Source organism: Streptomyces venezuelae ATCC 10712, assembly GCF_008639165.1.
Classification (GTDB): Bacteria; Actinomycetota; Actinomycetes; order Streptomycetales; family Streptomycetaceae; genus Streptomyces; species Streptomyces venezuelae.
On sequence record NZ_CP029197.1, the window covers coordinates 1,479,190 to 1,504,575 of the forward strand.

Consider the following 25,386-nt stretch of genomic DNA (forward strand, 5'->3'; position numbering starts at 1 on the left):
CCGAAGGGCACCCCACTCATGCCTGGCACCTACTCCGGGACCGTCGTCCCGCTGATCACCCCCCTCGACGAGCACGGCGTCGTCGACGAGCAGAGCGTCGTGCGCCTCCTGGACCACATCCGCGCCGAGGTCACCGGCTTCATGCCGGCCCTGACCTCCGGTGAGGGCTGGAAGCTCGACGCCCGCCAGTGGCAGGACGTCGTCACGTACACCGTGCGGCACGCGGGCGGCCTGCCCGTCCTCGCCGGCATCCAGCTCCCCGACACCGCCGCGGTGATCGACCGGGCCCGTACGGCGGCCGCGATCGGTGCCGACGCCGTCGTCGTCACCACGCCGTTCGGCGCGGACGTGACGCAGGACCAGATCGTCGAGCACTACGAGGCCATCCGCGCGGCGGTCGACATACCGATCTTCCTCTACAACGAGGAGGCGCTCTCGGGCAATCGCATCGAGTTCGACACCCTGATCAGGATCTGCAAGGAGATCCCCGGGATCGTCGGCATCAAGGAGTCCAGCGGCGACGCCGCCTTCACCCGGCAGATGGCCGGTGCGGGCACCGGCATCCCGGTCTTCGAGGGCTGGGAGAACCTGCTGGTCGACGTCCGCGGCGTCGACGGCTTCATCGGCCCGCTGGCCAACCTCGAACCCGGCCTGTGCAACGCGATGCTGGTCGACCCGACCCCGGACCGCCAGGCGGAGATCAACACCGTCTGCGAGCGGTACGGCGTCTTCCTCGACGACTGGTACCGCTGGGTCAAGAAGGAACTGCACCGGCGCGGCGTGATCAGTTCCCCGACCGTGCACGAGGAGGCGAAGGCGGCATGAGCACCACTCCCGCCTCCGCTCCCTCCGCCGCCGTCCCGGTGGCCGCGCACTCGATCACGGCCCCGGCCGCGACCGCGCAGCGCGAGCTCCACAGCCTCTACCGCCGGGTGCCCAACCTCGGGGACTACGGCTCGATGACCGCGATCGAGGAGCGGTGGATCCTGCCCAAGGCGCGGGCGTACGAGGCCTCCGCGCCCCGCTTCGGCTCGGCCGGCGACCTGCTCCAGGCGCTCAAGGAGTTCCTCGCCGAGGAGGAGGCCGCGCTGCCGGAGAGCGCGGTCTTCCTCGCCGAGCACGCGACGCTCGACCAGTTCAAGGTCGTGGTGCGGCAGTTCGCCCTCGACGGTCTCACCGAGTCGGAGTCGCTGCTCCCGGTGGTCCCCCGGCTGCCGTACCGCTCGGCGATGGCGGTCTTCCGCGTCCTCATCGACGAACTCGGCTGCGGCAACGAGGAGAAGGCGCACTCCCAGCTCTACCGCGACCTGCTCACCGAACTCGGGATGAGCCTCCGGCTCGACGACTACCTCGACGAGACGGCCCCGGAGTGCTTCGCCTACGTCAACATGTTCCACTGGCTGGCCAGCCGGGCACCCTCGCCCCAGTACTTCCTGGGCGCGTACGCCTACTTCGAGACCAGCGTGCTGTACGCCTTCCAGAGCTTCGCGCGCGCGGCGCGGCGGCTCGGCATCGTCCACGACGCGTACTACACCGAGCACCTCTACATCGACGAGTACCACAGCAGTCACATGCGTACGGCGATCCGCGCCCTGGAGGAGCCGGACCTGGCGAAGATCTGGGCGGGCGTGCGGCTGGCCTCCGACATCGTCGGTACGGCCACCGAGACGGCCGTCGCGCGGGCGCGGGAGACCGTCTCATGACGGCCGTCCCCGCCGGCCGGCGCAGGGTCTCCGACGCGCCCGCCGTCCGCCAGGTGACCGAGGACCTGGTCCTGGTCGAGGTCGGCGGCCGCAAGGTCCTCGCGGCCGCCGTCTGCCCGCACCGCGGCGGCCGGCTGAAGTACGGCAGGGTCGACGGGGACAGGCTGCGGATCACCTGTCCCCTGCACCACACGACCTTCGACCTGACCAGCGGGGAGCGCCTGTCGGGCGCGGCCTGCGCGGACATCCGCGTGGTCGACGTCCTGCCGGGTGACCTCTCCGTACCGGAACAGCGCGACCCGGCGCACGACGGCAGCGTCGCGCCGGCCCCGGGCACCACCCCCGCCGGGGGCGCCTCATGACCACCACACCGACCGGGGCGGCGTCCACCGTGACGCCGCCCCGTGCGGCGGTCGACCACGACGGCATCGCGCCGGTCCCCGAGGGCGAACGCACCTCGCGGCCGGGCGACTTCGGCTGGATCTGGCCTTCCGCACAGTTCTCCTTCGGCACCGTCGTCCTCGGCGCGCTGCCCGTGGTCTTCGGCCTCGGCTGGTGGGCCTCGGCGAGCGCGATCGCCGTGGGCGTCGCCGTCGGCACGGCGCTGCTCGCGCCGCTGGCCCGTTTCGGCGTCCGGACCGGCACCAACGACCCGGTGGCGAGCGGCGCGCACTTCGGCGTCCGGGGCAGGGTCGTCGGCAACACCATCACGGTGGTGACCGCGCTCGGCTTCTTCGCCATCGCCGTCTGGACCGGCGGCACCGCCGTCATGGTCGCCGGGCACCGGCTGCTCGCCACGCCGACCGGCCCCGGCGCGCTGACCGCCGCGATGTTCGTGACGGCGGCGGCCGTCGCGCTGGTCGCCGTCCGCGGCCACGAGACCCTCGTCCGTACGTACAAGGTGACCGCGGTGACCGGCGGCGCGGTCCTCCTCGGCACCGTGCTGGTGCTCGCCCCGGACTTCGACCCGGGGTACGCCGGCGGGCCCCTCGCCCTCGACGGCGCCCTGCACACCTGGCTGCTCGCGGCGACCGCCTCCGCCACGGTGCCGCTGTCGTACGCCACCTTCCAGGGCGACTACACCCGCTTCATGCCCGCCTCCACCCCCACCGGCCGGGTCGTCCGGGCCAGCGGGATCTCCATGTTCCTCAGCAGTCTCGCCGCGCTGCTCACCGGCGCGTACGTGACGACCCTCTTCCCCGTCCCCGACGAGCCGTGGCTCCAGGGCCTGACGGACGCGGTGCCCGGCTGGTTCGCGGTCGCCGTCGTGGTCTTCGGCTTCGCGGGCACCCTGCCGCAGGCCGGACTCTGTCTGTACGCGGCCGGGCTCTCCGCCAACTCCGTGTTCTGGCGCTCCTCGCGGGCCGCCGTCACCACGGTGGTCGCGCTGCTCGCGGCGGCCGTGCTGTACCTCGGCGCGGTGGTGTACGACGCCATGGACGCGATGTCCGCGTTCGTGACGCTGCTGCTCACGGTCGTCGCCCCCTGGGCGGCCGTGCTCTTCGTCGGGTACGTGCTCCACCGGGGCAGGTACGACGCGGAGGCACTGCGCTCCTTCACCACGGGCGGGGGCGGCCGGTACTGGTACACGGGCGGGGTGAACGCGCGGGCCGCCACGGCCTTCGCGGCCGGCTCGGCCGTCGGCGTCCTGTGGGTCAACAATCCCCTCTACACCGGCCCGTTGACCGACCTGACCGGCGGTGTCGACCTGAGCCTGCCGGCCTCCTTCGTGGTCGCCGCCGTGCTGTACGGGGCGCTCTGCAGGATCTGGCCGGAACCGCTGCCGGCGCCGTCGCGAAGGCCGAGGTGACGCATGTCCACCACAGTTCCGCCCCCGGCCCCCGGCGCGGTGCGGCTCACGGTCCGCTCGGTCGTCCGGGAGGCCGAGGGCGTCCTCGGTCTCCTGCTCGCCGATCCCACCGGCGCCGAGCTGGCCCCGTGGGAACCCGGCGCCCATCTGGAGGTCACCCTGCCGTCCGGGGCGGTCCGGCACTACTCGCTCTGCGGCGACCCGGCGGACCGCGGCACCTACCGGCTCGGGGTGCTGCGGGAGCCGGCCGGCCGGGGCGGTTCGGAGGAGGTCCACACCGCCGTCCGGGAGGGTACGGTCCTCGGCGTGCGGGGCCCGGTCAACCGCTTCCCCCTGGTGCCCGCCGAGCGGTACCTGTTCATCGCGGGAGGCATCGGCATCACCCCGCTCCTGCCGATGCTCCGCTCTCTCCCGCCGGGTTCGTGGTCGCTGCTGTACGGCGGCCGGAGCCTCGCGTCGATGGCGTACCGGGCGGAGCTCGCCGGGCTTCCCGGGGTGACGCTCGTCCCCCAGGACACGGCGGGAATGCCCGATCTGGACGCCGTCCTGGCCCCGCTGCCCGCGGACACGGCCGTCTACTGCTGCGGCCCGGAGGGGCTCCTCCGGGCGGTGGAGGAACGGTGGCCGGGCCCGCTGCACACGGAGCGGTTCGGCGCGGCTCCGGCGTCCGCCCCGGTCGCGGCGGAGCCCCCGGCGGAGGACGGCGGCTTCGAGGTGGAGCTGCGCCGCACCGGCCGGACCCTGCGCGTGGAGCCCGGCCGGACCTTGCTCGACGCCGTACGGGAGGCCGTGCCGGGCGTCCCGTACTCCTGCGAGGAGGGCTGGTGCGGCACCTGTGAGACCAAGGTGGTGGCGGGCACGCCCGAGCACCACGACTCCGTCCTCGGCGAGGACGAGAAGGCCTCGGGGGCGACCATGATGATCTGCGTGGGCCGCTCGCGCGGGCCCCGGCTCGTCCTGGACCTGTGACGCGCGGAAGCCCGTACCGGCGTGGGGCCGGTACGGGCTTCCGCGTTCGCTCGGTCCGGGTGGTCACCGGGTCAAGTGGTCACCGTTTCGGGGGTCACCGGGTCAGGGGAAGACCACCAGGGCCCGGCCGCCCTTGCCCGCGAGCATGTTGTCGAAGGCGCCGGGGATGCCGTCCAGGGTGATCCGCTCGGTGACGAGGGCGCCGAGGTCGAAGCGGCCGGCCCGGATGTGCTCGGCGAGGACCGGCAGGTCCACGGCCGGGTCGGAGTTGCCGTAGACACAGCCCGCGAGGGTGCGGCCCCAGTGGAAGATCTCCAGGGCGTTGAAGGTGACCTGCTGGTCCTTGCCGCCGATACCGACGACCGTGGTGCGGCCGCCGCGCCGGGTGGAGTCCCAGGCGGTACGGATGGTGACCGCGCGGCCGACGCATTCGACGGCCACGTCGACGCCCTGGCCCCCCGTCAGCTTCCGGATCTCCCGCGCCGTGGTGTCGGAGGCGACGACGTACTCCGTCGCCCCGGCCGCGCGCGCCAGCTCCTCCTTCTCCGGCGACACGTCCACGGCGACGATCGTGGACGCCCCCGCGATCCGGGCCGCCTGGAGGGTGGCGAGGCCCACGCCGCCGACGCCGAACACCGCGACGCTCTCGCCCTCCCGGACCCGGGCGGAGTGGTGGACGGCGCCCCAGCCGGTGAGGACCGCGCAGCCGAGCAGGGCGGCGTCGGTGAGCGGCACGCCCTCCGGCGCCGGGAGGACGCAGCCCGCGGCGACGACGGTCTCCTCGGCGAACGCGGCGACGTTGAGGCCGGGGTGGAGTTCCCTGCCGTCCTCCGTGCGGGCGTGGACGTTCGCGGCGCCGGTGAGCGCGTCGGCGCAGAGCCAGACCTCCCCGAGCGAACAGGGGTGGCAGGCGCCGCAGGAGGGCGCCCAGTTGAGGACGACCCCGTCGCCGGGGGCGACGTGGGTGACGCCCTCGCCCACGGAGACGACGGTGCCCGCGCCCTCGTGGCCGAGGACGGCGGGGACCGGGACGCGCATGGTGCCGTTGGAGAGGGAGAGGTCGGAGTGGCAGACGCCCGCGGCGGCGAGCCGCACCCGGACCTGGCCGGGGCCGGGCTCGGGCAGCTCGATGCCGGTGATCTCCAGCGGCGAGCCGACGGCGGGCAGGACGGCGGCACGGATCAGGCTCACGTGCGGTGCTCCTCGGGAGTCGGGGGGACGGCTCGGACGGTCAGAACTGGAGGGACTTGGTCTGGAGGTACTCGGTGAGGCCGTGCGTCCCGAGCTCCCGGCCCACCCCGGACTGCTTGTAACCGCCGAACGGGGCCAGCGGGTTGAACCGGCCGCCGTTGATGTCGACCTGGCCCGCCTCCATGCGGCGGGCGAAGGCGACGGCCTCCTCGGGGTCGCCCCAGACCGCTCCGGCGAGGCCGTACACGGTGCCGTTGGCGATGGCGAGGGCGTCCTCCTCGTCCTCGTACCGCAGCAGCGAGACGACCGGCCCGAAGATCTCCTCCTGCGCGATGGTCATCTCCGGGGTGACGTCGGCGAAGACGGTCGGGGAGACGTAGTAGCCGGTCTCCAGCGGGGCCTCGGGGCCGCCGGCGACGAGCCGGGCGCCCTCCTCGACGCCCTTCTCGATGTAGCCGCGGACGCGCTCCCGCTGCTTGGCGTTGACCAGCGGGCCGAGCCGCTCGCCGGGGACGTACTTGGCGACGGCCTCGGCGGCGAGCGCCACCGCCTCCTCGTACCGGTCGGCGGGGATCAGCATCCGGGTCCAGGCGCTGCACTTCTGGCCGGAGTTGGACATCACGTTGGCGACGCCGACGGAGACGGCCTGGGCGAGGTCGGCGCTCGGCAGGATCACGTTGGCGGACTTGCCGCCGAGTTCGAGGGCGACCCGCTTGACGGCGCCGCCCGCGAGGGCGCCGATGCGGCGGCCGACGGCGGTGGAGCCGGTGAAGGAGACCAGGTCCACGTCGGGGTGCTCGGCCAGGGCCTGTCCGGCGACCGGGCCGAGGCCGGTGACCAGGTTGAACACTCCGGCCGGCAGGCCCGCCTCGTGCACGGCCTCGGCGAAGAGCTGGGCGGTGAGCGGGGTGTCCTCGGCGGGCTTGAGGACGGTCGTGCAGCCGGCCGCGAGCGCCGGGGCGATCTTGGCGACGACCTGGTGGAGCGGGAAGTTCCAGGGGGTGATCGCGGCGACGACGCCGACGGGCTCGGCGTAGACGGTGGAGTTGCCGACCTTCTCCTCGAAGGAGTGGGTGGCGGCCAGCTCCGCGTACGTCCCCGCGACGGCGATCGGCAGTCCGGCGTGGACGGCGGCGGCGAGCTGCGGCGGCGCGCCGAGTTCGGCGGTGACGGTGGCGGCGATCTCCTCGGCGCGGGCGGCGAGCGCGTCGCGCAGGGCGGCGATCCGGGCGCCGCGCTCGGCGGGCGGGGTCGCGGCCCAGCCGGGCAGCGCGGCGCGGGCGGCGCGTACGGCCGCGTCGACGTCCTCGGCGGTGCCGGCCGGGACGTGGGCGATGACCTGCTCGTCCGCCGGGTTGATGACGGCGATCGTGTCGGGACCGGCGGCGGGGCGCCACTCCCCGCCGATGTACATCGCGTCGTGCGCCTTCATCCGCTGTCTCCTCACACTGCCGACCGGTTCGGCACCCAAACTAGCGCTGATAGTTTTTGGGCGCCAGAGCCTTCGGACGTGCCCCGGGTCTCACTGCCGCACCACGCGGCGGACCACCGGACGCACACCGCGGGCCCCGTCGATCGTGCCTCCCCCCGTCCGCCCTGTCCACGGGCACCCCGGACAGCCGTCCGCCCCCGGAACTGGCCGAACTCTCCTTGCCTTCCGGCGGTCGGCCGGTGAAACGCCGGACCGGCGGGCCCGCGCCGGGTGGCGTGGACCCGCCGGATCGGGACCGTCGGCGGACGCGGCTGGGGTCCGCCGCTCAGATCTTCTGGGCGATGTCGGTGAGGTGGGCGAAGACGACGATGTTCGCCTCGTACCCCGTCTTGCGGTCGAAGGCCCCGCCGCAGGTGAGCAGCCGCAGTTCGGGCCGCCCTGTGGAGCCGTACACCTCCTTGTCGGGGAAGTCGGTCTTGGCGTACGTACGGACGCGGTCGACCGTGAAGACGGCGACCCGGCCGTCGGCGCGGGCCACCCGCACGGTGTTGCCGGGGCTGAGCGAGTCGAGGTTGAGGAAGACGGCGGGCCCGGAACGGGTGTCGCGGTGGCCGACGACGACGGCCGTCCCCCGCTCGCCGGGCGTGGCGCCCTTGGCGTACCAGCCGACGACCCGGGGGTCGTCGACGGGCGGCGTGGCGAGCCGCCCCTCGGCGTCGAGACCGAGCCTGGTCACGGGGGCCTCGATGGTGATGGCCGGCACGGCGACGGCGGTCGGCACGGAACGGGCCAGCGGGGCGGGGGGCGGCGAAGGCCGGGGCGGCGGCACGGGCTTGGGCCGCGCCCGGGGCTTCGCCTTGTGGTCGAGAGCGGCGGGGGCGCCGGCCGCGGCTCCGGCCGGCGCCCCGGCCGCCGCGACCGGTCCGGCGCCGCCGGAGGCGACCGGACCGGCGGCGGGCGGCGCGTCGGCGGCGTCCTCGTCCCCCGCCCACCAGACGCCGCCGGTCACCAGGACCACGGTGACGGTCACGGTCCTGGCGAGCCGGAGCAGGCGCCGCCGTCGGCGCGTGAGGCGGGCCGACCTACGCGGCGCCATTGTCGCGGCGGCGCGAGCGGCGGATCAGGACCAGTCCGGCCGTACCGGCGAGACCGGCGGCGACGGCCGCCCCGACGCCGAAGGCGGAGGAGTCCTCGGCGGCCAGCTCCGCGCTGCCGCCGCCGCCGGCGCCGACCGGGCCGTGCGGGGGCTTGCCGGGACCGTGGCCGCCGGTGGTGGGCGGGTTGGTCGGGTTGGTGATGACGTCACCCGGGCACTCGACCTTGAAGACCTTCTGCTTGCCGGCCCCGTTCTCGCCCTCGAAGGTCCAGACGAGCTTGTACTGGCCACTGGGCAGCGACAGCGGGCCGGTGTGGCCCTTCCCGGTGCCGCCCAGGGTGATGTGCCCGCTGAGCGAGGGGTCGTCGGCCTTCGGTGGCTGGGGGGTGATCTCCCAGTCGACTTCCTGGAGCGAGTCGAAGTTGAAGGCCGCCAGGTAGAACTTGCAGACCTTCGGTTCGTTGCTCTGATCGTCGAAGGGCGTGCCGACCTTGTGGATCTTCACGTCACCGTTGTCGCCCGGGGCGGCGAAGGCGGCGGGCGCGCCCGCGAGGGCGAGGCCGCCGAACGCGAGGGCCGCGGCTGCGGTGGCGGCGAGGGGGCGGGCGGTTCGAGCGGTCATGCGGGTTCCTCCGGAAGGAGTTCGTCGGACAGGTCAACCGATAATCCGACTATCCGTCACCACATGACTACGAAGGGTGGCGACATGCCCACGCCACCCCTCGAAGTCGCCCGTCCGGCTCAGATGATCCCGAAGAGCATCCCCGCCGCCAGCACGACCAGCGCGGTCAGCGCCGCCCACTTCACCGTGAACTTGGTGTGGTCGCCGAACTCCACCTTCGCCATGCCGACGAGCACGTACACGGCGGGCACCAGGGGGCTCGACATGTGCAGGGCCTGGCCGACCAGCGAGGCCCGCGCGATCTCCAGCGGCGACACGCCGTGGGCGGCGCCCGCCTCCGCGAGGACCGGCACGACACCGAAGTAGAAGCCGTCGTTCGACATGAAGTAGGTGAGCGGGATGCTGAGGAGACCGGTGATCAGGCCCATGTGCGGGCCCATCCCCTCGGGGATGGCGCCGACGAGCCAGTCGGCCATGTGCTTGACCATGCCGGTGCCGGTGAGGACGCCGGTGAAGACGGCGGCGGCGAAGACCATGCCCGAGACGTTGAGGACGTTGTCGGCGTGGGCGGCGATCCGGGCCTTCTGCTCGGCCATCTTCGGGTAATTGACGGTGAGCGCGAGCGCGGCGCCGAGCAGGAACAGCACCGGGATCGGCATCAGTTCGAGGATCATCGCGGCGAGCAGGGCGACCGTCAGGCCCGCGTTGAACCAGTACAGCCCGGGCCGCAGGGTCGCCCGGTTCGGGTCGAGCCCCTGGAAGCCCTCGTCCTCCCCGGCACCCGCACCGGCGGGGGCGACGGGGGCGGCCGCGCCCTGCGCGTCGCCGGAGGTGTCGGCGCCCGGCGCGTCACCGGCACCGCCGGCCGGCCTCTTGCGCAGGTTCACGCGACCGCCGGCGCCGCCGCCCCCGCCACCCGCCGTGACCAGCACCGCGTCGGTCTCGGACACCAGGGCCTCGTCGAGCGTGAGGTAGCCGATGCGCTTGCGCTCCCGGCGGCCGAGGACGTACGCGAGGACGAAGACGAAGAGCAGGCCCATGCCGAGCGCGGGGATCATCGGCACGAAGATGTCCCCGGCGTCCAGCTTCAGCGCGGTCGCCGCGCGGGCCGTCGGCCCGCCCCAGGGCAGGGTGTTCATGACGCCGTTCGCGGTGGCGGCGACACCGGTCATGACCACCAGGCTCATGCCGAGCCGCTTGTAGAGCGGATACATCGCCGACACGGTGATCATGAAGGTGGTGGACCCGTCGCCGTCCAGCGAGACGATCGCGGCGAGCACCGCCGTACCCACGACGACCCGCACCGGGTCCGCCTTGCAGAAGCGCAGGATGCCCCGGACGATCGGGTCGAACAGGCCGACGTCGATCATCACGCCGAAGTAGACGATCGCGAACATCAGCATGGCGGCGGTCGGCGCCAGCTTGCCGACGCCTTCGATGACGTAGTCGCCGAGCTGGGCCCCCTGCCCGACCGCGACGCAGAAGAGCGCGGGGATCAGCACGAGCGCCGCGATCGGCGACATCTTTTTCATCATGATCAGGACCAGGAAGGTCGCGATCATGGCGAAGCCGAGGACGGTCAGCATGGAGGGCACCTCACGTTCACCGTTGAACTGCCGCCGAGCGGCGGTCCGGATGACCGTAGGTGCCCCCTTCCGCCGTTAACAAGATGTCGACGCGTGAGCAATACGAGCAAAACCCCAGGTCACGGCAGGGGTGACACCTCGACGGGGAAACCGTTGAGCACGGCGGTGCCCGACAGCGGGTCGAGCCGGGAGCCGTCGAGCAGCTGGTTGACGTTGACGCCGGGGCGCGCGGACGCCACGGTCAGACGGGTCCCCGGCCGGTCGTGGCCCCAGCCGTGCGGGAGGCTCACCACGCCCGGGCGCACCCCGTCGGTCACCTCGACCGGCACCTCGAGCTCGCCGCCCTCGCCCTTGATCCGGGCGAGGCCGCCGTCGGCGAGCCGCAGCCGGGCCGCGTCGTCGGGGTGCACCTGGAGGGTGCACCGGTTCGAGCCGCCGCCGAGCGCGGGCGTGTTGTGCAGCCAGCTGTTGTTCGAGCGCAGGTGACGGCGCCCGACGAGCTGGAGGGTGCCGGGGTCGGGTACGGCGTCGAGCGCGGCCCGCAGCCGGGGCAGGTCGGCGGCGATCGGCGCGGGGAACAGTTCGATCCGCCCGCTGCGGGTCCTGAGGAGCTGGGGCAGGCGCGGCTTCAACGGGCCGAGGTCGATGCCGTGCGGGTGGGCGCGCACCTCGTCGAGGGTGAGTCCGTACGGGCCGAGGCGCAGCATCAGGTCGAGCCGGCGCTCCGGCCCGGTGTCCCCCGTGAGCCGGGCGGCGAACTCCTGGGGATCCGCCCCGAACGCGGGCGAGTGCTCCTGCGTCACCGCCTTGGCGAGGGTGGTCTCGATGGCGAGCCGGTCCACGGCGGACGGCGGCGCCCCGTGCATCCCGGAGACGGCGAGGATCAGCCGGGCGTGGATCTCGCACTCGTCCATGCGGTCGGCTTCGAGGGGGACGGCGGCGGGGGTGTAGCGGACCTGGTCTCGGACGGCGAAGCCGTTGAAGGCGAAGTCGAAGTGGGCGCTCCGGGAGGGCGGGGGCGGCGGCAGCACGACGTCGGCGTGGCGGGTGGTCTCGTTGAGGTAGGGGTCGACGGCGACCATCAGGTCGAGGGCGTCGAGGGCGGCGTCCAGGCGCTGTCCGTCGGGTGCGGACAGCACGGGGTTGGAGGCGACGGTGATCAGGGCGCGGATCTTCCCCTCCCCCGGTGTCTCGATCTCCTCGGCGAGCGCGACGAGCGGCAACTCCCCCTTGACCTCGGGGTGCTGGGAGACCCGGCTGCGGCGGCGGCCGAGGGCGAAGCCCTTGCCCGGTCCGGCCGGGCGCGGGGCGGGCGCGGTGGCGGAGAGCGGGAAGAGGGCGCCGCCGGGCCGGTCGAGGTTGCCGGTGAGGATGTCGAGGACGTCGACCAGCCAGTTGCCGAGGGTGCCGTGGGCCACGGTGGAGCTGCCCATCCGCCCGTAGACGGCGGCGGTGGGCGCGGCGGCCAGTTCCCGGGCGAGGGTGCGGAGGGTGGCGGCGTCCACGTCGCAGGCGTCGGCGACCGCCTCCGGGCTGAACTCCCGGACCGCCGCGCGGACCTCCTCGACCCCCTCCACATGGGCGGCGAGCGGGCCGAGGTCGGTGAGCCCCTCCTCGAAGAGGGTGTGGACGAGCGCGGCGAGGAGCAGCGCGTCGGCGCCCGGGCGGATGGCGACGTGCCGGTCGGCGAGGCGGGCGGTGCGGGTGCGCCGGGGGTCGACGACGGTGAGGGTGCCGCCGCGCCGGCGCAGCGCCTTGAGCCTGCCGGGGAAGTCGGGGGCGGTGCAGAGACTTCCGTTGGAGTCGAGGGGGTTGGCTCCGAGGATCAGCAGGTGATCGGTGCGGTCCAGGTCCGGCACGGGGACGGCGAAGGGGTCTCCGAAGAGCAGGCCGCTGGAGACGTGCTTGGGCATCTGGTCGAGCGTGGACGCCGTGAAGAGGTTCCGCGTGCGCAAGGCACCGATCAGCAGGGGCGGGTAGAGGGCGCCGGCCATCGTGTGCACATTGGGGTTGCCCAGGACGATACCCACGGCATCCGGCCCGTACTCCTCGATCAGCGGGCGAATTCTCGCGGCGATCGTGTCGAACGCCTCTTCCCAGGTGGCCTCCTGGAGCCGGCCGTCCTTCCGGACCAGGGGAACGCGCAGCCGGTCCGGGTCGGAGTCGACCTCGGGGAACGCGGCACCCTTGGGGCAGATGAACCCCTGGCTGAAGACGTCGTCGCGGTCGCCACGCGCCCCGGTGACGCGTGCCCCCTCGATCGTCAGCGTCAGTCCGCAGGTCGCTTCGCAGAGCGGGCAGATGCGCAGGGCGGTGGACATGGCGTCTCCCTGGGGCGGCGGGTCGGGGCCGGGGCGTCGGCCCGCCGCGAGCATACCGACCGGTAGGCACGGTGGGGAGGGGTGCGCGGGGGTTCAGGCGAGCGAGGGCGCCAGATAGGCGTAGAGGAGCTGACGGGTCTCGTCGATCAGCGCGGGGTCCCCGGCGGGGTCGGTCCGGAAGGCGAGCCGGACGAGGGCGTCGGCGGTCTCGACGCCGACCAGGACCTTTCGGCGCAGCCCGTCGTCGGCGGGGCGGTTCAGGTGGGTGGCGAGGAGCTCACAGATCCGCTCGACGACGAGCCGGTTGGGGTCCTCGGCGGCGCTCTCGGCCGCCTCCTCCCCCTCCCCTCCCCCTTCCCTCTCCCCCTCGCCGGCGTCGCCTTCGGCGCTGTCGCCGGGCGCGGCGGCGGGCACGCCGAAGTCGACGAGCGCGAAGCCCGGGACGGTCCGCTTCATCTCGATGAACTCGTCCAGCACCCCGTCGATGGCGCCGTACGCGTCGAGGAGCGGCGCGGCCGCGAGGCGGTCCGAGATCCGCCGGGCGTACTCGTCGAGGTTGCGGTGCGCGAGCGCCGCGACCATCGCCCGCTTGTTGCCGAAGAAGCGGTAGACGGAGCCGATGGGCACACCGGCGCGGGCGGCGACGGCGCGGGTGCTCAGCTGCTCGTAGCCGGACTCGTCGAGGAGTCCGGCGCAGGCGTCGAGGATCCGGGCGAGCCGCTCGGCGCTGCGCTGCTGCACCGGGGTGCGGCGGAGCGCCGGCGGGTTCTGGGGGCGGGTCTGGGGCACGGGGACCATGATGCCGCTCCGGTCGGGGTCAGGCGATCAGCAGGCCGATGCCGCCGAGGGTGTACGCGATCATCAGCGCGAACAGCGGGAGTTGACCGGCGACCGCGCGGTCGGCCGGGAAGAGGCGCACGGAGCGGTCGTGGGCGGCGACGACACCGAGGACGTGACCGGTGACGATCGCGGCGACCTGGAGGGTCGCGAGGCCGCCGGGGCCCAGGAACGGGGCGGGTGAGGGGGCGTTGTCAGACCCCCCTGCCAAGATGACTGTGCGTGGTCCTTCGGTGACGAAGAGCGAGAAGTAGTGGGCGACGAGATAGCCGAGGGCGATGGGCAGGAGCGAGTGGGCGAAGGAGGTGAGGGGTGTGGAGAGCGCGCGGTTCATCAGGCGGAGGGCGCCCGCGCACAGTCCGTAGCAGGCGGCGACGAGGGCGACGGCGGAGAGGAGGCCGAGCGTGGCGGTGGGGGTGGGGCCGAGGGGTGAGGTCTGGAGGGAGGTGATCCATCGGGGGTTGTCGGAGAAGCCGTCGTACGCGGTGGAGCCGAGGAGGACGCAGACGGTGGCGACGAGACCTGGCGTCCGGGGGGTGGCGTCCAGGCCGTTGAAGGGGGAGCGCAGCACGAGACGGCCGTCGGCGCGGCGGCCGAGCGGCGAGAGGCGGGCGAGAAGGGAGGAGTAGACCTCGAAGGGGTCGGCATGGGCGAACCACCGGTCGCCGTAGCGGGCGGCGCCGGTGAGCTGGACGCCGAGGTGGACGGTGAGCGCGAGGAGAAGGGTGCGGGAGGAGGTGTTGTCGGGGGCGACGAGCTCGAGCCAGGTGAAGAGGAGGAGCCCGGCGGCGGCCGGGCGGATGCCGACGGCGGCGGGCACGGGGCGGGGGTTCCGGGGCGGACGCAGGGAGAGGAGGGCGCGCAGGGGGTTGAGGAGGCGCCAGACGGGGCCGAGGAGGAGGGAGGCGGGGACGAGTCCGACCCAGAGCAGGACGTAGAGGGCGCCGGGTGCGGGGTTGCGGTCGGGGTCGTCGGGGCCGAGGAGGAGGTGGAGCAGGAAGAGAAGAGCGGCGGCGGAGCCGAGGAGGCGGAGGGCGGCACGGGTGGCGGGGGCGTCGGCCGCCCGTTGCAGGGCGGCGGGTAGCGGGCGCCCTGCCAGGTCGCCCTGGAAACGGGAGGAGGACCAGAGCAGTCCGAGGGCGAGGAAGGAGATGAGGAGCGCGGCGAAGGCACCGGCGTACGCGTAGAACGGCGAGAGGGGGAGGTCGTGCCGGGAGCCCACACCGTGGGCGAGGACGGTGTGGGCGGGGCGGGCGAGGACGAGGCCGGCGAGGACGCCGGTCATCGGACGACGAGTTGGGTGAGCAGGAGACCGGACTCGTGCGTCTCCACCTCGAACAGACCGGTGCGGTCCACGGTGAGGGTGAGGGTCGCGGGCGTGCCGGGAGAGAGGGGGAGTTCGCGGTCGTAGCCGTGCACATGGAGGGTGTCGGCGCGGTCGCCGGTGACCCGGAGGGTGAGGCGTTCACCCTTCTTCAACTCGATGCGGGAAGGGGGTGGTGAGACGGTCCGACCGCTGATGGTGAGGACGACGGTCCGACCGGGGTCGGGCGTGCGGGGGCTCACGGGGGCGGGGGCGGAGGGGGATGCGGGGGTCGGCGCGGGCGCGGTGGGGACGGGTGTGGTGGGGGCGCCGTCCAGGCGGACGGTGGCCTGGACGGGCGTGCCGGAGACGGCCCAGACCGTGTGGTCGTCCGCGTGGAGCCGGACGGTCAGGGTGTGGGCGCCCGCCGGTACGTGGCCCCAGGGGCCGTAGAGCCGGGCGGTCTCCCGGCCGTCGACCAGGAGGCGGGCGTGGCCCCGGCCCGGGAGGGCCGCGCCGCCGGTGCTCTCGGGAGTGAAGCGGAACCTCTCCACCGTGAGGTGGACGTTCCAGCCGCCCTCGCTGTCGGGGCGGGCCTCGGCCCGGACGGTGGGCGCCTCCGCCACCGGCAGCTCCCGGAGCCGGTGCCCTCCCTCGTCACGGGCCGGCAGGAGGGTGCCGCTGCTCCCGGTGGCCTCCTGATGGCTGGTGCCGGGCTTGTGATGCGTGGTGGGCCGCCCCCCGCACCCCACGAGCACGAGCGCGGCGACCAGAAGCAGCCCGGCCGCCGGCCCGACCCGCCGGGGACGGCCACCGGCCCGGGAACGACGGCCCCGGAAACGCCGGCCCCGCGAGCGGGCCTCGGGCGGGACGGCGGCGGGCGGGACCGCCCGTGTGGTGATGCGTGCGGCCACCGGCGGCGTCGCGGGTCGGTGGGTCATGCCGGGGTCCCCCCGTGAGGGTGGGACCCGGGGTGCGGCGCCGGGGCGGGGGTCGGTGCGTCGGGGGTCGGTGCGTCGGGGTCCGGTGCGTCGGGGTCTGGGGTCCGGGCGGGGGTTTGTGGGTTCGGGGTCGGGGGTTGGGTGCCCGTGCGGGTGCGGGTGCCTGCGGCTGTCACGGCCCACAGGACCCAGATCACGCCGAGGAGGAGGCGGAGCCAGGCGGGGCTCAGGGGGATGCCGGGGACCATCAGGACCGCCTTGTCGAAGGCGTCGAGAAGGGTGAGGGCGCCGAGGGCCACGGTGGTCCAGGCGAAGACCGGGCGGGAGGGGCGCAGGGCGAGGCCGATGAGGGTCCACCACAGGCCGGTGAGCAGCAGGGCGAGGGCCGGGACGGCGGTCGGGGTGAGGGCGAGGGTCGAGCCGGCGACGTCGAGGGCGAGGCCCACGAGGCCGATGAGGGTGGCCGCGCCGGCGAGGCGGCTGCCGCGCAGCCGGCGCCACCAGAGGGCGAGGCCGACGAGGGCGAGGAGGAGGGAGGTGCCGAGGGCGAGTTGGGTCTCGACGCGCTGGATGCCGCGGGCGCCGTACCAGTCGCAGCCGGCCGGGAGGCGGCGGGCCTGGACGTTGTAGTCGGCGCAGACGAGGAGTTGGGCGAGTTTGACGGGTTCGCCGATGAGCCGGTCGGCGTTGCCGGTGACGTCGCCGCGGCGTGCTCCGCAGCCGGGCAGGGCGCCGGGGCTTGCGGCGCCGGTGTCGGTCTGCCAGCAGTTGCCGCTGCCCTGGCCGTCCCACCAGACGTCGCTGCGGTTGGGGCGGGCGTTGCCGGCCTTGTCGACGCCGAGGTGGTTGCGGGCGTAGCGGTTGTGGTGGGAGGTGTCGGTCTGCTTGCCCCAGGCGGATTCGCCGCGGATGAAGGCGGGGACGGCGTTGAGGTAGAAGGCGGTGCGCTGGTGGCCGTAGACCCAGTTGTCCTCGTAGAGGTTCCAGTTGCCGCCGGCGGTGATGATGCCGGTGCCGGGGGGCATGGAGATCTGGGGGCAGACGACACCTTGTTCGTAGCCGCGTTCGACGGGCGGCTTCGCGCAGGTGCCGTCGGCGACGTACGGGTAGTAGTTCTGGTTGTTGTCGTGGATGAGGTTGCGTTCGAAGCGGGCGTGGTTCTGGGGCAGTCCGGGGTGGCCGGGGAAGGCGGAGTCCATGGAGGCGCCGCCCATGTTGTGGTCGAACTCGTTGTCGTGGACCCAGACGGAGTCTCCGGCGGTGCCGGAGTAGCCGACCATGTTGTGGTGGCTGCGGCAGCCGGTGATCTCGATGGAGTAGCGGGGGACGTCGTAGCCGCGGCCGTCGTTGATGTCGGAGGCCGAGCCGGGGTAGATGCCGGAGTCGCCGTTGCCGTGGGACTCGCAGTTCTTGTAGAGGCCGTGGTCGGAGGCGAAGGTGAGGAAGCCGTACTCGTCGTTCCAGCGGGTGAGGACGTCGTCGATGACGAAGCCGTCGGCGGCGAGCACGTACAGCGAGTTGAACGTGGTGCGCTGGGCGGTGAAGTTGCGGAAGTAGATGCCGTCGGTGCCGTCGGCCCGCAGGGCGTTGAGTTTCTGGTACTTGGCGTCGATGACGACGTCGAGGCGGGAGGCTCCGGTGCCCTCGATCTGGAGGTCCTTCTTGCCGAGGATCGCCACGAGGTTCTGGTTGTGCGGGCACTGCCGCTGCTGTTCGTAGCTGAGGATCTGGTAGCCGAGCGAGGACGTGGGGGCCTTGAGGGTGGCGCAGGCGCCGGTGGGCGGGGGCAGGGAGGGCTCTTCCTCGTAGAGGCCGGGGAGGATCGCGATGGTGAGGCCGGGCCGGTCGACGGCGTCGACGGCCTGCTGGAGGTGGCGGTAGCCGTCGCGGAGGCAGCGCTCGTGGAGGGTGCGGTTGCGGGCTTTGAGGGGGGCCGGGAAGCGGGAGATCCGGCTTTCGAAGGCGGCGCGGTCGGTCTTGCAGACGAGGAGGTCGGGTTCTCCGGTGCGGAGTTTCGGCACGGTGCCGGTGCCGTCGGGGAAGGTGACGGGCCGTTCCTCGTGGGCCTGGGCCCCGGGGGCGGTGAGCAGGGCTGCGGCGAGCGCCGCGAGCACGACCGTGAGCGCGAGGACGATCCTTCGGGACCAGGACATGCGCGAGAGAGTAGAGCAATGTTCATCTTTTTGAACCCCTCGCGCACGTACCAATTCGAGCCCCCGCGCACATACCGGTCCGAGCGAGGGGCGCCCCGATCCGAGGAAGGGCGTCTGCGCCCCGTTGACGAAGGGCGCGCGGAATCCTACGGTCATCCATAGGATTTCTTTGTGGGCTCAGGACAGGAGCGGTCGATGACCACGGAGCAGGCCAGGAAGACGGCCGAGGCGCTCGGCTACAGCACCGGATTCGGCAACGAGCACAGCTCGGAGGCGATCCCCGGCGCGCTGCCGCACGGCCGCAACGCGCCGCAGCGCGCGCCCCTCGGCCTCTATGCCGAGCAGCTCAGCGGCAGTGCGTTCACGGAGCCGAGGGCCCACAACCGCCGGTCCTGGCTCTACCGGATCCGCCCCTCGGCCGCGCACCCGCCGTTCACCCGGATCGACAACGGCGCCGTCCGCTCCGCGCCGTTCACCGAGACCGTCCCCGACCCCAACCGGCTGCGCTGGAACCCGCTGCCGGACCCGGCCCCCGGCACGGACTGGCTGGCCGGCCTGTGGACCCTCGGGGGCAACGGCGACGCGGCCCAGCGCAGCGGCATGGCCGTGCACCTCTACCACGCGAACGCCTCGATGGAGCGGGTGTTCGGCGACGCCGACGGCGAGCTGCTGATCGTCCCCGAGCAGGGCGGTCTCCTGCTGCGCACCGAGCTCGGCCTGCTCGCGGTCCACCCCGGCGAGGTCGCGCTCGTCCCGCGCGGGGTCCGCTTCCGCGTGGAACTGCTGGAGGAGACGGCCCGCGGGTACGTCTGCGAGAACTACGGCGCCCCGTTCCAGCTGCCCGACCTCGGCCCGATCGGCGCCAACGGACTGGCCAACGCCCGGGACTTCCGGGCCCCCGTCGCCGCCTACGAGGACGTCGAGGGCCCGGTCGAGGTGGTCAACAAGTACTGCGGCAACCTCTGGTCGGCGACGTACGGCCACTCGCCGCTCGATGTCGTCGCCTGGCACGGCAACCACACCCCGTACGTGTACGACCTGCACCGTTTCAATGTCATCGGGACCATCTCGTACGACCACCCGGACCCGTCGATCTTCACGGTGCTCACCTCGCCCTCCGACACCCCGGGGCTCGCGAGCGTGGACTTCGTGGTCTTCGCCCCGCGCTGGCTGGTCGGCGAGGACACCTTCCGGCCGCCGTACTTCCACCGGAACGTGATGAGCGAGTACATGGGCCTGATCGAGGGCGCGTACGACGCCAAGACCGCCGGAAAGGGAGGGTTCGTGCCGGGCGGCGGCTCGCTGCACAACATGATGTCCGCGCACGGCCCCGACCGGGAGACCTTCGACAAGGCCAGCGCCGCCGAGCTGAAGCCGCAGAAGATCGACGACGGCCTGGCCTTCATGTTCGAGACCCGCTGGCCGGTGACGACCACCCCGCAGGCCGCCGAGGCCGACCACCTCCAGCAGGGGTACGACGACGTATGGCAGGGTCTGGAGCGCCACTTTCGGCCGTAGTGTCTCGGCCGTAAGCCCGTAGCCTTCGTACGGAGAACCCGTGACCGCCTTCGCTCCCGACTCGCTGGTCCTGAACCGCAAGCTGCCGCTCTGGTATCAGGTCTCGCAGTCGCTGCGCGCCTCGATACTGGGCCGCACGCCCGACGCCTCGCTGCGGCTGCCCACCGAGGAGCAGCTCGCGGCGCACTACGGCGTGAGCGTGCTCACGATGCGCCAGGCCCTCAAGGAACTGGAGGAGGAGGGCCTGATCAGCCGGCACAGGCGGCGCGGGACCTTCATCGAGCCGGGCGCCCGGCGCTCCACGCCGCGCCGGCTGCTCGGCTCGATCGACGCGATCGTGGCCCAGCAGTCGGGCGAGCGGACGACGGTCCTCGGGCACGGCACCGAACCGGTGCCGGGTGAGCTCGCCGAGCACTTCCCGGATCTCGCGGAGGTGGTGGCGTACCGGCGGCTGCGCCGCGACGGGGAGAGCGGCGAGCCCACGAACTGGGCGGAGAACGCGGTGCGCCCCGAGCTGGCGGCCGGGATCGATCCGGCCGATCTGGAGCGCTGGCCGATGACGAAGGTGCTGCGGGACGTCGTCGGGGTGCGGATCAGCCGCATCACGGACACGGTGGAGGCGCGCCTCGCCGATCCGGAGACGGCCGCGCTCCTCCAGGTCCCGCTGCTGTCGCCGATCCTCCACTACACCGGTGTGACCTACGACGAGGACGGCAGGGTCGTCGACGTGGCGCGCATCCGCTACCGCGGGGACCGCTTCTCCTTCACGGTGACGGTCGAAGCCCAGTAGGCCTGCCCGCGGCGGGCGGTGGAGACCCACGGACGGCGGTCGTTAGCATGCGGGGCGTGACGGTAGCCCCGGGAGCGCACGACGACGCACCGCCCCTCCTCGACGACCTCATGCCGTGGTCCGTCGCGCCGCTGCGCTTCGGACGCTCGTGGATCGTGGCGCCGGACGCGCGGACGCTGCGGGCCCGCTGGGACCGTCTGGTGGCCGCCGAAGGCGCCGAGCGGGACGCGCTGTTCCGGCCGAGCCGGGCGCGGACCCCGGCGAGCGCGGTGGCCGCACTGCCCGGGCAGCGGACCGGCACCGTGCGCTGGGCCCGTGAACCGGGCCCGTGCCCGGAGCCCGTACGGGTGGCGCGCGGGCCGTTCGACGAGCAGTGGCTGCTGCCCGACCACCGGCTGATCGACACCGCCCGCCCGGAGCTGTGGCGGGTGGCCGGGGAACCGCAGCTCTTCGCCGTCGAGCAGGGATACGTGCCGGGGGCGGCCGGGCCGGCCCTCCTGGTGACGGCCGCGCTCCCCGAGGGCCGCTCCCCCGCGGGCCGGCCGGGCCGTATCCGGCCGCTGTTCCGGCGTCCCGGGGGCCGCGAGCCCAATCTCGCCCCCGGTCTCCTCGATGCGCTCGGGGAGCGGTACGGGCACGAGGTCGACGCCCTGGAGTGGCTCGCGTGGACGGTGGCGGCGGCCCGGCCCTCCCCCGCCGGGTGCCGGGTCCCGCTGCCGGAGGACCCGGCGGTCTGGGCGGCGGGGGTGGAGCTCGGCCGGGAGCTCCTCGACATCCAGGTGCGGGGCGCGGTCAGCGGGACGAAGCCGCGGCTGCCGGGCGGGCGCCGGCCCTATGTGCGGGCGGCGGTCCCGGCGCGTCCCACGGCGATGACGTACGAGGCCGGGGACGAGGCGCTGTGTCTCGACGGGGGCCGCGTCTCGCCCGTGCCGGCGGAGGCCTGGGAGTTCACGGTCGGTGGTGTGCGGGTCCTGGAGCAGTGGTTCGCGCAGCGCACGGCCGCCGCGGAGCCCGGCTCGCTGGACGCGATCGGGCCGGCGGCGTGGCCGCAGGAGTGGACCTCGGAGCTGCTCGACCTGATCACCGTGCTGGCCCTGCTCGGCGCGCGGGAGCCGGAGCGCGCGGCCCTCGCCGCGGAACTCGAGCGCGCGGCCCTCGCCGCGGAACCCGAGGGCGCGACCGGGCCGGCGGCGGCGTTGCGTGCGGCGGGTGTGCTGCCCCCGCCGTCCGCGTGCCGTCGCCCCGCCTCCGTGCTCGACCATCAGGAGGAGGGCCCGGAGGGGCAGTTCATGCTGCTGTGACGGGGCCCTCGGGCGGTGCGAACGAGTCGAGCAGACGGCTGATGGTCATGGCGAAGATCTCGTCCGCGTCGACGGGCGCGGCCGGGGCCTCGGCGAGCAGTTCGGCGAGGTGGGGGTACTTCCCGCTGGCGACCTGCGCCGTGAGGTAGGCGCCGCGCACGGCCTGCTCGGCCTCCTCGGACCAGGGCAGTCCGCGGGCGCGTTCGGCGATGGCCTGCTCGTTGGCGACGGTCGCCATCACCGTGCCGTTGACCATGGCGATCAGCTGCATCTTCAGTCCCGGGGGCACGTCGAGCGGGACGAGGCAGCCCAGGCACCACTCCAGGAAGCGCAGGGCGTTGGGGCTGAAGCCGTAGGCGGTGGTCATCACCCGGGGCAGCCAGGGGTGCCGGTACATGATCGCGCGGGTCTGGTGGGCGATGCCGGTCATGTCGGCGCGCCAGTCGCCGCTGGGTTCCGCGGGGAGTTCGTACTCGCCGCTGACCGCGTCGACCATCAGCTCGTAGAGGTCCTCCTTGCGGGGGACGTAGTTGTAGAGCGACATGGTGCCGCAGCCGAGTTCGGTGGCGACGCGGCGCATGGAGAGCGCGTCGATGCCGTCCGTGTCGGCGATGCGCACGGCGGCGTCCACGATGTCCCGCCGGCTGTACGCCGGTTTCGGGCCTCGGCCCGCGCGCTCGGGCCGCGCCCAGATCACTTCCGGTTCGGCCGCTCGGCCCGCCATGGATCATCACCTCGCCCCCCATCGTAGTTACGTACAGCGTACGTAGTGGGGTAAGGTCGCGCCATGACAACTACGTACGCTGTACTTAGTGAGGGTCTCCAGAAGCGGTACGGCGAGGTCCACGCGCTCCGCGGCCTCGACCTCGCCGTCCCCGAAGGCTCGGTCTGCGGCGTCCTCGGCCCCAACGGCGCGGGGAAGACCACCGCCGTCCGCGTCCTCACCACCCTCGTCAGGCCCGACGCGGGCAGTGCGCGGGTCGCCGGGCACGACGTGGTGCGCGACCCGGCGGGGGTACGGAAGCGGATCGCGGTCACCGGGCAGTACGCCTCCGTCGACGGCGACCTGACCGGCGCCGAGAACCTGCGGCTCTTCGCCCGGCTGCTGCGCGCCCCGCGCGCCCGCGCCGACGAGCTCCTGGAGCGCTTCGGCCTCACCGCGGCCGCCGGCCGCCCGGCCCGCACCTACTCCGGCGGGATGCGGCGCCGGCTCGACCTGGCCGCCAGCCTGCTCGTACCGCCGCGGGTGCTCTTCCTCGACGAGCCGACGACCGGGCTCGACCCGCACAGCCGCAACGGGATCTGGGACGCCGTACGGGGGTTGGCGTCCGAGGGCACGACCGTGCTGCTCACCACGCAGTACCTGGAGGAGGCCGACCAGCTCGCCGACGACATCGTCCTGATCGACGAGGGCCGGGCCGCTCAGCGCGGCACCCCGGCCGAACTCAAGGCGCTCGTCGGCAGCTACGCCGAGGTCGTCGTCGCCGACCCCGCCGCCCTGGTGGCGGCCGCCGCCGTCCTCGACCGGCTGACCGGCTCGGCCCCGGTGCTGGACGCCGAGCGCCGCACGGTCGGCGCGGTGACCACCGACGGCACGCTCACCCTCCCCCGGCTCGTCCGCGAGATCGACGCGGCCGGCGTGCTCATCGTCGACGCTTCGCTGCGCCCGCCCACCCTCGACGAGGTGTTCCTGCGCCTCACCGGCCGGAAGGAGCTCGTCCCATGAGCACCGCGTTCGTCCACGACGGAACGGCCGTCCTCGGCCGCCATCTGCGGCGCGTCCGGCACGCGCCCGCGATCACCGTGATGACGCAGACGATGCCGATCGTGTTCCTGCTGTTCTTCGGGTACGTGTTCGGCAGCGCGCTCGCCGTGCCGGGCGCCGAGTACCGCTCGCAGCTGGTGCCCGGCCTGCTCGTCGCGACGGCGGCGGGCGGCCTGATGACCGGTATGTTCCAGGCCGCCCAGGACACCCACCGGGGCGTCATGGACCGCTTCCGGACGATGCCCGTGAGCCGCTCCGCCGTCCCCCTCGGGCAGGCCCTCGCCGACCTCGTGACCAGCGCCGTCGGCACCGTGCCGCTGATCCTGGTCGGCCTTGCGATGGGCTGGCGGATCGAGGGGACGGCGGCGGAGGCCCTGGGCGCCTTCGGTCTGCTGCTGCTCTTCCGCTTCGCGACGACCTGGGCGGGCATCCTGCTCGGCCTGGCCTCGAAGAGCGAGGAGGCGGCGGGACAGCTCGGCAGCGCCACGTTCATGCTGCCGCTGCTGTCCAACGCGTACCTCCCGACCGACACCCTGCCCGGCTGGCTGCGGACGGTCGCCGAGTGGAACCCGATCTCGGCGGTCACCACGGCGGTACGGGTCCTCTTCGGCAACGCGCCCGTCCCCGCGGACGGGGCCTGGCCGGTGGCCCACCCGATCGCGGGTGCGCTGCTCTGGTCACTGGCCCTGATCGCCCTCTGCGCCCCGCTCGCGGTGCGCCGCCACACCCGGGGCTGACGGCCTCCCGGGTGAGATGCGCCCTGGTGACAAGGGGCCGCCCCGCAGGGTAGGCAGGGCTTCCATGAGTACTCAGCCACTCCCCCTCGAAGGGATCACGGTCGTCGCCGTCGAGCAGGCCGTCGCCGCGCCCTTCGCCACCCGGCAGCTCGCCGACCTCGGCGCCCGCGTCGTGAAGATCGAGCGCCCCGACGGCGGGGACTTCGCCCGGGGGTACGACACGGCCGCCCGGGGCCTCGCCTCGCACTTCGTCTGGTGCAACCGCGGCAAGGAGTCCGTGGCGGTCGACCTCAAGGACCCGCGCGGCCTCGCCCTCGTCCGGCGGCTGGTGGCGGACGCGGACGTCTTCGTGCAGAACCTGGCCCAGGGGGCGGCGGCCCGGCTCGGTCTCGACGCCGCCACCCTGTGCGCCGCGCACCCGGAGCTGATCGCGGTGGACGTCTCCGGGTACGGGCCGTCGGGGCCGTACGCGGAGAAGCGGGCGTACGACATGCTCGTGCAGTGCGAGGCCGGTCTCGTCTCGGTGACCGGCACGCCGGAGCAGCCGGTCAAGTCCGGTATCCCGGCCGCGGACATCGCGGCCGGGATGTACGCGTTCTCGGGGGTCCTCGCCGCGCTCGTCCGGCGCGGCACGACGGGCCGGGGCGGCCCGGTGGAGGTCTCCCTGCTCGACTCGCTGGCCGAGTGGATGGGGCACCCGTTGCATCACGGGATGCACGGGGGTACGCCCCCGGCGCGTACGGGGCTCGCGCACGCGGTGATCGCGCCGTACGACGCCTATCCGACGGCGGACGGCGGCCTGGTGCTGCTCTCCGTGCAGAACGACCGGGAGTGGCGGCGCCTCGCCGAACAGGTCCTGGCCCGACCTGAGCTGGCCGACGCCCCGGCCTTCGCTACGAACACCGCGCGGGTCGCCGGGCGTGCGGCCACGGACGCGGTGGTCGCCGAGGCGCTGGCCCCGCTGACGGCGCCCGAGGCACTGGCCCGGCTGGACGCGGCGGGCATCGCCTGCGCCCGGCTCAACTCGGTCGCGGAGCTCGCGGAGCACCCGCAGCTGACGGCGCGCGACCGCTGGCGGGAGGTGGAGTCGCCGGTCGGGCCGCTGCGTTCACTGCTGCCGCCGGTCGTCTTCCCGGACGCGCCGGAGCCGCGGATGGACCGGATTCCGGCCCTGGGCCAGGACACGGACACGGTGCTCACCGGTCTCGGGGTGCCGGAGGCGGAGCGGAAGGAGCTGCGGGACGCGGGAGTGATCGCCTGACCGGGCGTACGGGTACGGGTGCGGGGCCCCGGGTCACGGGGCCCGTCGAG

General features: G+C 73.8%; 22 protein-coding genes. 11 read left to right on the plus strand and 11 right to left on the minus strand.

Features of this window, described 5'->3' with window-relative positions; translation table 11 throughout:
- Positions 1 to 18 precede the first annotated feature (18 nt).
- From DEJ43_RS06505 to DEJ43_RS06525, 5 genes are read left to right on the plus strand one after another with little or no spacing between them, the layout of a single operon-like run.
- Positions 19 to 825 (plus strand): dihydrodipicolinate synthase family protein, encoded by an 807-nt coding sequence (locus DEJ43_RS06505; protein ID WP_015032521.1) that lies wholly within the window; start codon positions 19 to 21, stop codon positions 823 to 825.
- Complete coding sequence (locus DEJ43_RS06510; protein ID WP_015032522.1) at positions 822 to 1,703, plus strand: iron-containing redox enzyme family protein; 882 nt, start codon at positions 822 to 824, stop codon at positions 1,701 to 1,703. The genes DEJ43_RS06505 and DEJ43_RS06510 overlap by 4 nt, the downstream gene beginning before the upstream one ends.
- On the plus strand, positions 1,700 to 2,065 hold the full coding sequence (locus DEJ43_RS06515; RefSeq protein WP_015032523.1) for a Rieske (2Fe-2S) protein: 366 nt from the start codon (positions 1,700 to 1,702) through the stop codon (positions 2,063 to 2,065). Before DEJ43_RS06510 ends, DEJ43_RS06515 begins: the two co-directional genes overlap by 4 nt.
- The gene (locus DEJ43_RS06520; RefSeq protein WP_071891182.1) at positions 2,062 to 3,513 is read left to right on the plus strand and encodes a purine-cytosine permease family protein; all 1,452 of its coding nucleotides are present in this window, start codon (positions 2,062 to 2,064) and stop codon (positions 3,511 to 3,513) included. Before DEJ43_RS06515 ends, DEJ43_RS06520 begins: the two co-directional genes overlap by 4 nt.
- A 3-nt stretch (positions 3,514 to 3,516) precedes the next feature.
- Complete coding sequence (locus tag DEJ43_RS06525) at positions 3,517 to 4,482, plus strand: PDR/VanB family oxidoreductase (protein ID WP_015032525.1); 966 nt, start codon at positions 3,517 to 3,519, stop codon at positions 4,480 to 4,482.
- 102 nt (positions 4,483 to 4,584) lie between these two features.
- Here DEJ43_RS06525 and DEJ43_RS06530 read toward each other — a convergent pair whose 3' ends face one another.
- The 10 genes from DEJ43_RS06530 to DEJ43_RS06575 form a co-directional block, all read right to left on the minus strand.
- Positions 4,585 to 5,667 (minus strand): Zn-dependent alcohol dehydrogenase, encoded by a 1,083-nt coding sequence (locus DEJ43_RS06530; protein ID WP_041663687.1) that lies wholly within the window; start codon positions 5,665 to 5,667, stop codon positions 4,585 to 4,587.
- 46 nt (positions 5,668 to 5,713) lie between these two features.
- Entirely contained in the window at positions 5,714 to 7,105 is a 1,392-nt protein-coding gene (locus DEJ43_RS06535; protein WP_015032527.1) for an aldehyde dehydrogenase family protein, read from the minus strand.
- A 325-nt stretch (positions 7,106 to 7,430) separates the two neighbouring features.
- The gene (locus DEJ43_RS06540) at positions 7,431 to 8,201 is read right to left on the minus strand and encodes a class F sortase (protein WP_071891185.1); all 771 of its coding nucleotides are present in this window, start codon (positions 8,199 to 8,201) and stop codon (positions 7,431 to 7,433) included.
- Complete coding sequence (locus DEJ43_RS06545) at positions 8,188 to 8,823, minus strand: hypothetical protein (RefSeq protein WP_015032529.1); 636 nt, start codon at positions 8,821 to 8,823, stop codon at positions 8,188 to 8,190. Before DEJ43_RS06545 ends, DEJ43_RS06540 begins: the two co-directional genes overlap by 14 nt.
- A 119-nt stretch (positions 8,824 to 8,942) precedes the next feature.
- Positions 8,943 to 10,409 (minus strand): CitMHS family transporter, encoded by a 1,467-nt coding sequence (locus DEJ43_RS06550; protein WP_071891189.1) that lies wholly within the window; start codon positions 10,407 to 10,409, stop codon positions 8,943 to 8,945.
- Between the two features lie 119 nt (positions 10,410 to 10,528).
- Positions 10,529 to 12,730, minus strand: coding sequence for a molybdopterin oxidoreductase family protein (locus DEJ43_RS06555; protein ID WP_015032531.1), 2,202 nt, complete (start codon positions 12,728 to 12,730; stop codon positions 10,529 to 10,531).
- 93 nt (positions 12,731 to 12,823) lie between these two features.
- Complete coding sequence (locus tag DEJ43_RS06560; RefSeq protein WP_015032532.1) at positions 12,824 to 13,528, minus strand: TetR/AcrR family transcriptional regulator; 705 nt, start codon at positions 13,526 to 13,528, stop codon at positions 12,824 to 12,826.
- Between the two features lie 19 nt (positions 13,529 to 13,547).
- Positions 13,548 to 14,852 carry a hypothetical protein gene (locus tag DEJ43_RS06565; RefSeq protein WP_015032533.1) on the minus strand — a complete coding sequence of 435 codons (1,305 nt, stop codon included), beginning with the start codon at positions 14,850 to 14,852 and terminating at the stop codon, positions 13,548 to 13,550.
- On the minus strand, positions 14,849 to 15,811 hold the full coding sequence (locus tag DEJ43_RS06570; RefSeq protein WP_233447926.1) for a cupredoxin domain-containing protein: 963 nt from the start codon (positions 15,809 to 15,811) through the stop codon (positions 14,849 to 14,851). The genes DEJ43_RS06565 and DEJ43_RS06570 overlap by 4 nt, the downstream gene beginning before the upstream one ends.
- Positions 15,808 to 17,964, minus strand: coding sequence for a right-handed parallel beta-helix repeat-containing protein (locus DEJ43_RS06575; protein ID WP_015032535.1), 2,157 nt, complete (start codon positions 17,962 to 17,964; stop codon positions 15,808 to 15,810). Before DEJ43_RS06575 ends, DEJ43_RS06570 begins: the two co-directional genes overlap by 4 nt.
- Before the next feature lie 195 nt (positions 17,965 to 18,159).
- Here DEJ43_RS06575 and hmgA point away from each other — a divergent pair, with 195 nt between their 5' ends.
- Genes hmgA through DEJ43_RS06590 form a run of 3 tightly spaced genes read left to right on the plus strand, consistent with a single transcriptional unit; the run spans position 18,160 to position 21,573 of the window.
- Positions 18,160 to 19,482: a homogentisate 1,2-dioxygenase gene (hmgA, locus tag DEJ43_RS06580; protein WP_015032536.1), complete on the plus strand. Its 1,323-nt coding sequence runs from the start codon at positions 18,160 to 18,162 to the stop codon at positions 19,480 to 19,482.
- A 40-nt stretch (positions 19,483 to 19,522) separates the two neighbouring features.
- The gene (locus tag DEJ43_RS06585) at positions 19,523 to 20,272 is read left to right on the plus strand and encodes a GntR family transcriptional regulator (RefSeq protein WP_015032537.1); all 750 of its coding nucleotides are present in this window, start codon (positions 19,523 to 19,525) and stop codon (positions 20,270 to 20,272) included.
- Between the two features lie 47 nt (positions 20,273 to 20,319).
- Positions 20,320 to 21,573, plus strand: a complete 1,254-nt coding sequence (locus DEJ43_RS06590; protein ID WP_015032538.1) for a type ISP restriction/modification enzyme — start codon at positions 20,320 to 20,322, stop codon at positions 21,571 to 21,573.
- Here DEJ43_RS06590 and DEJ43_RS06595 read toward each other — a convergent pair.
- On the minus strand, positions 21,560 to 22,297 hold the full coding sequence (locus DEJ43_RS06595; protein ID WP_015032539.1) for a TetR/AcrR family transcriptional regulator: 738 nt from the start codon (positions 22,295 to 22,297) through the stop codon (positions 21,560 to 21,562). The genes DEJ43_RS06590 and DEJ43_RS06595 overlap by 14 nt on opposite strands.
- Before the next feature lie 63 nt (positions 22,298 to 22,360).
- Here DEJ43_RS06595 and DEJ43_RS06600 point away from each other — a divergent pair, with 63 nt between their 5' ends.
- The 3 genes from DEJ43_RS06600 to DEJ43_RS06610 all read left to right on the plus strand — a co-directional run bounded on the left by DEJ43_RS06600 (position 22,361) and on the right by DEJ43_RS06610 (position 25,336).
- Positions 22,361 to 23,299, plus strand: a complete 939-nt coding sequence (locus DEJ43_RS06600) for a daunorubicin resistance protein DrrA family ABC transporter ATP-binding protein (protein ID WP_015032540.1) — start codon at positions 22,361 to 22,363, stop codon at positions 23,297 to 23,299.
- Positions 23,296 to 24,075, plus strand: a complete 780-nt coding sequence (locus tag DEJ43_RS06605; protein ID WP_015032541.1) for an ABC transporter permease — start codon at positions 23,296 to 23,298, stop codon at positions 24,073 to 24,075. Before DEJ43_RS06600 ends, DEJ43_RS06605 begins: the two co-directional genes overlap by 4 nt.
- Before the next feature lie 64 nt (positions 24,076 to 24,139).
- A complete protein-coding gene (locus DEJ43_RS06610; RefSeq protein ID WP_041662192.1) occupies positions 24,140 to 25,336 on the plus strand; it encodes a CaiB/BaiF CoA transferase family protein in 1,197 nt (398 codons plus the stop codon).
- Positions 25,337 to 25,386: the final 50 nt, after the last annotated feature.

Bases quoted from the DNA above. Each gene is read 5' to 3' on its own strand.
- DEJ43_RS06505 (WP_015032521.1), top strand. From the start codon at position 19: ATGCCTGGCACCTACTCCGGGACCGTCGTCCCGCTGATCACCCCCCTC.
- DEJ43_RS06510 (WP_015032522.1), top strand. From the start codon at position 822: ATGAGCACCACTCCCGCCTCCGCTCCCTCCGCCGCCGTCCCGGTGGCC.
- DEJ43_RS06515 (WP_015032523.1), top strand. From the start codon at position 1,700: ATGACGGCCGTCCCCGCCGGCCGGCGCAGGGTCTCCGACGCGCCCGCC.
- DEJ43_RS06520 (WP_071891182.1), top strand. From the start codon at position 2,062: ATGACCACCACACCGACCGGGGCGGCGTCCACCGTGACGCCGCCCCGT.
- DEJ43_RS06525 (WP_015032525.1), top strand. From the start codon at position 3,517: ATGTCCACCACAGTTCCGCCCCCGGCCCCCGGCGCGGTGCGGCTCACG.
- DEJ43_RS06535 (WP_015032527.1), bottom strand. From the start codon at position 7,105: ATGAAGGCGCACGACGCGATGTACATCGGCGGGGAGTGGCGCCCCGCC.
- DEJ43_RS06540 (WP_071891185.1), bottom strand. From the start codon at position 8,201: ATGGCGCCGCGTAGGTCGGCCCGCCTCACGCGCCGACGGCGGCGCCTG.
- DEJ43_RS06545 (WP_015032529.1), bottom strand. From the start codon at position 8,823: ATGACCGCTCGAACCGCCCGCCCCCTCGCCGCCACCGCAGCCGCGGCC.
- DEJ43_RS06550 (WP_071891189.1), bottom strand. From the start codon at position 10,409: ATGCTGACCGTCCTCGGCTTCGCCATGATCGCGACCTTCCTGGTCCTG.
- DEJ43_RS06555 (WP_015032531.1), bottom strand. From the start codon at position 12,730: ATGTCCACCGCCCTGCGCATCTGCCCGCTCTGCGAAGCGACCTGCGGA.
- DEJ43_RS06560 (WP_015032532.1), bottom strand. From the start codon at position 13,528: ATGGTCCCCGTGCCCCAGACCCGCCCCCAGAACCCGCCGGCGCTCCGC.
- DEJ43_RS06565 (WP_015032533.1), bottom strand. From the start codon at position 14,852: ATGACCGGCGTCCTCGCCGGCCTCGTCCTCGCCCGCCCCGCCCACACC.
- DEJ43_RS06570 (WP_233447926.1), bottom strand. From the start codon at position 15,811: ATGACCCACCGACCCGCGACGCCGCCGGTGGCCGCACGCATCACCACA.
- DEJ43_RS06575 (WP_015032535.1), bottom strand. From the start codon at position 17,964: ATGTCCTGGTCCCGAAGGATCGTCCTCGCGCTCACGGTCGTGCTCGCG.
- hmgA (WP_015032536.1), top strand. From the start codon at position 18,160: ATGACCACGGAGCAGGCCAGGAAGACGGCCGAGGCGCTCGGCTACAGC.
- DEJ43_RS06590 (WP_015032538.1), top strand. From the start codon at position 20,320: ATGCGGGGCGTGACGGTAGCCCCGGGAGCGCACGACGACGCACCGCCC.
- DEJ43_RS06595 (WP_015032539.1), bottom strand. From the start codon at position 22,297: ATGGCGGGCCGAGCGGCCGAACCGGAAGTGATCTGGGCGCGGCCCGAG.
- DEJ43_RS06600 (WP_015032540.1), top strand. From the start codon at position 22,361: ATGACAACTACGTACGCTGTACTTAGTGAGGGTCTCCAGAAGCGGTAC.
- DEJ43_RS06605 (WP_015032541.1), top strand. From the start codon at position 23,296: ATGAGCACCGCGTTCGTCCACGACGGAACGGCCGTCCTCGGCCGCCAT.
- DEJ43_RS06610 (WP_041662192.1), top strand. From the start codon at position 24,140: ATGAGTACTCAGCCACTCCCCCTCGAAGGGATCACGGTCGTCGCCGTC.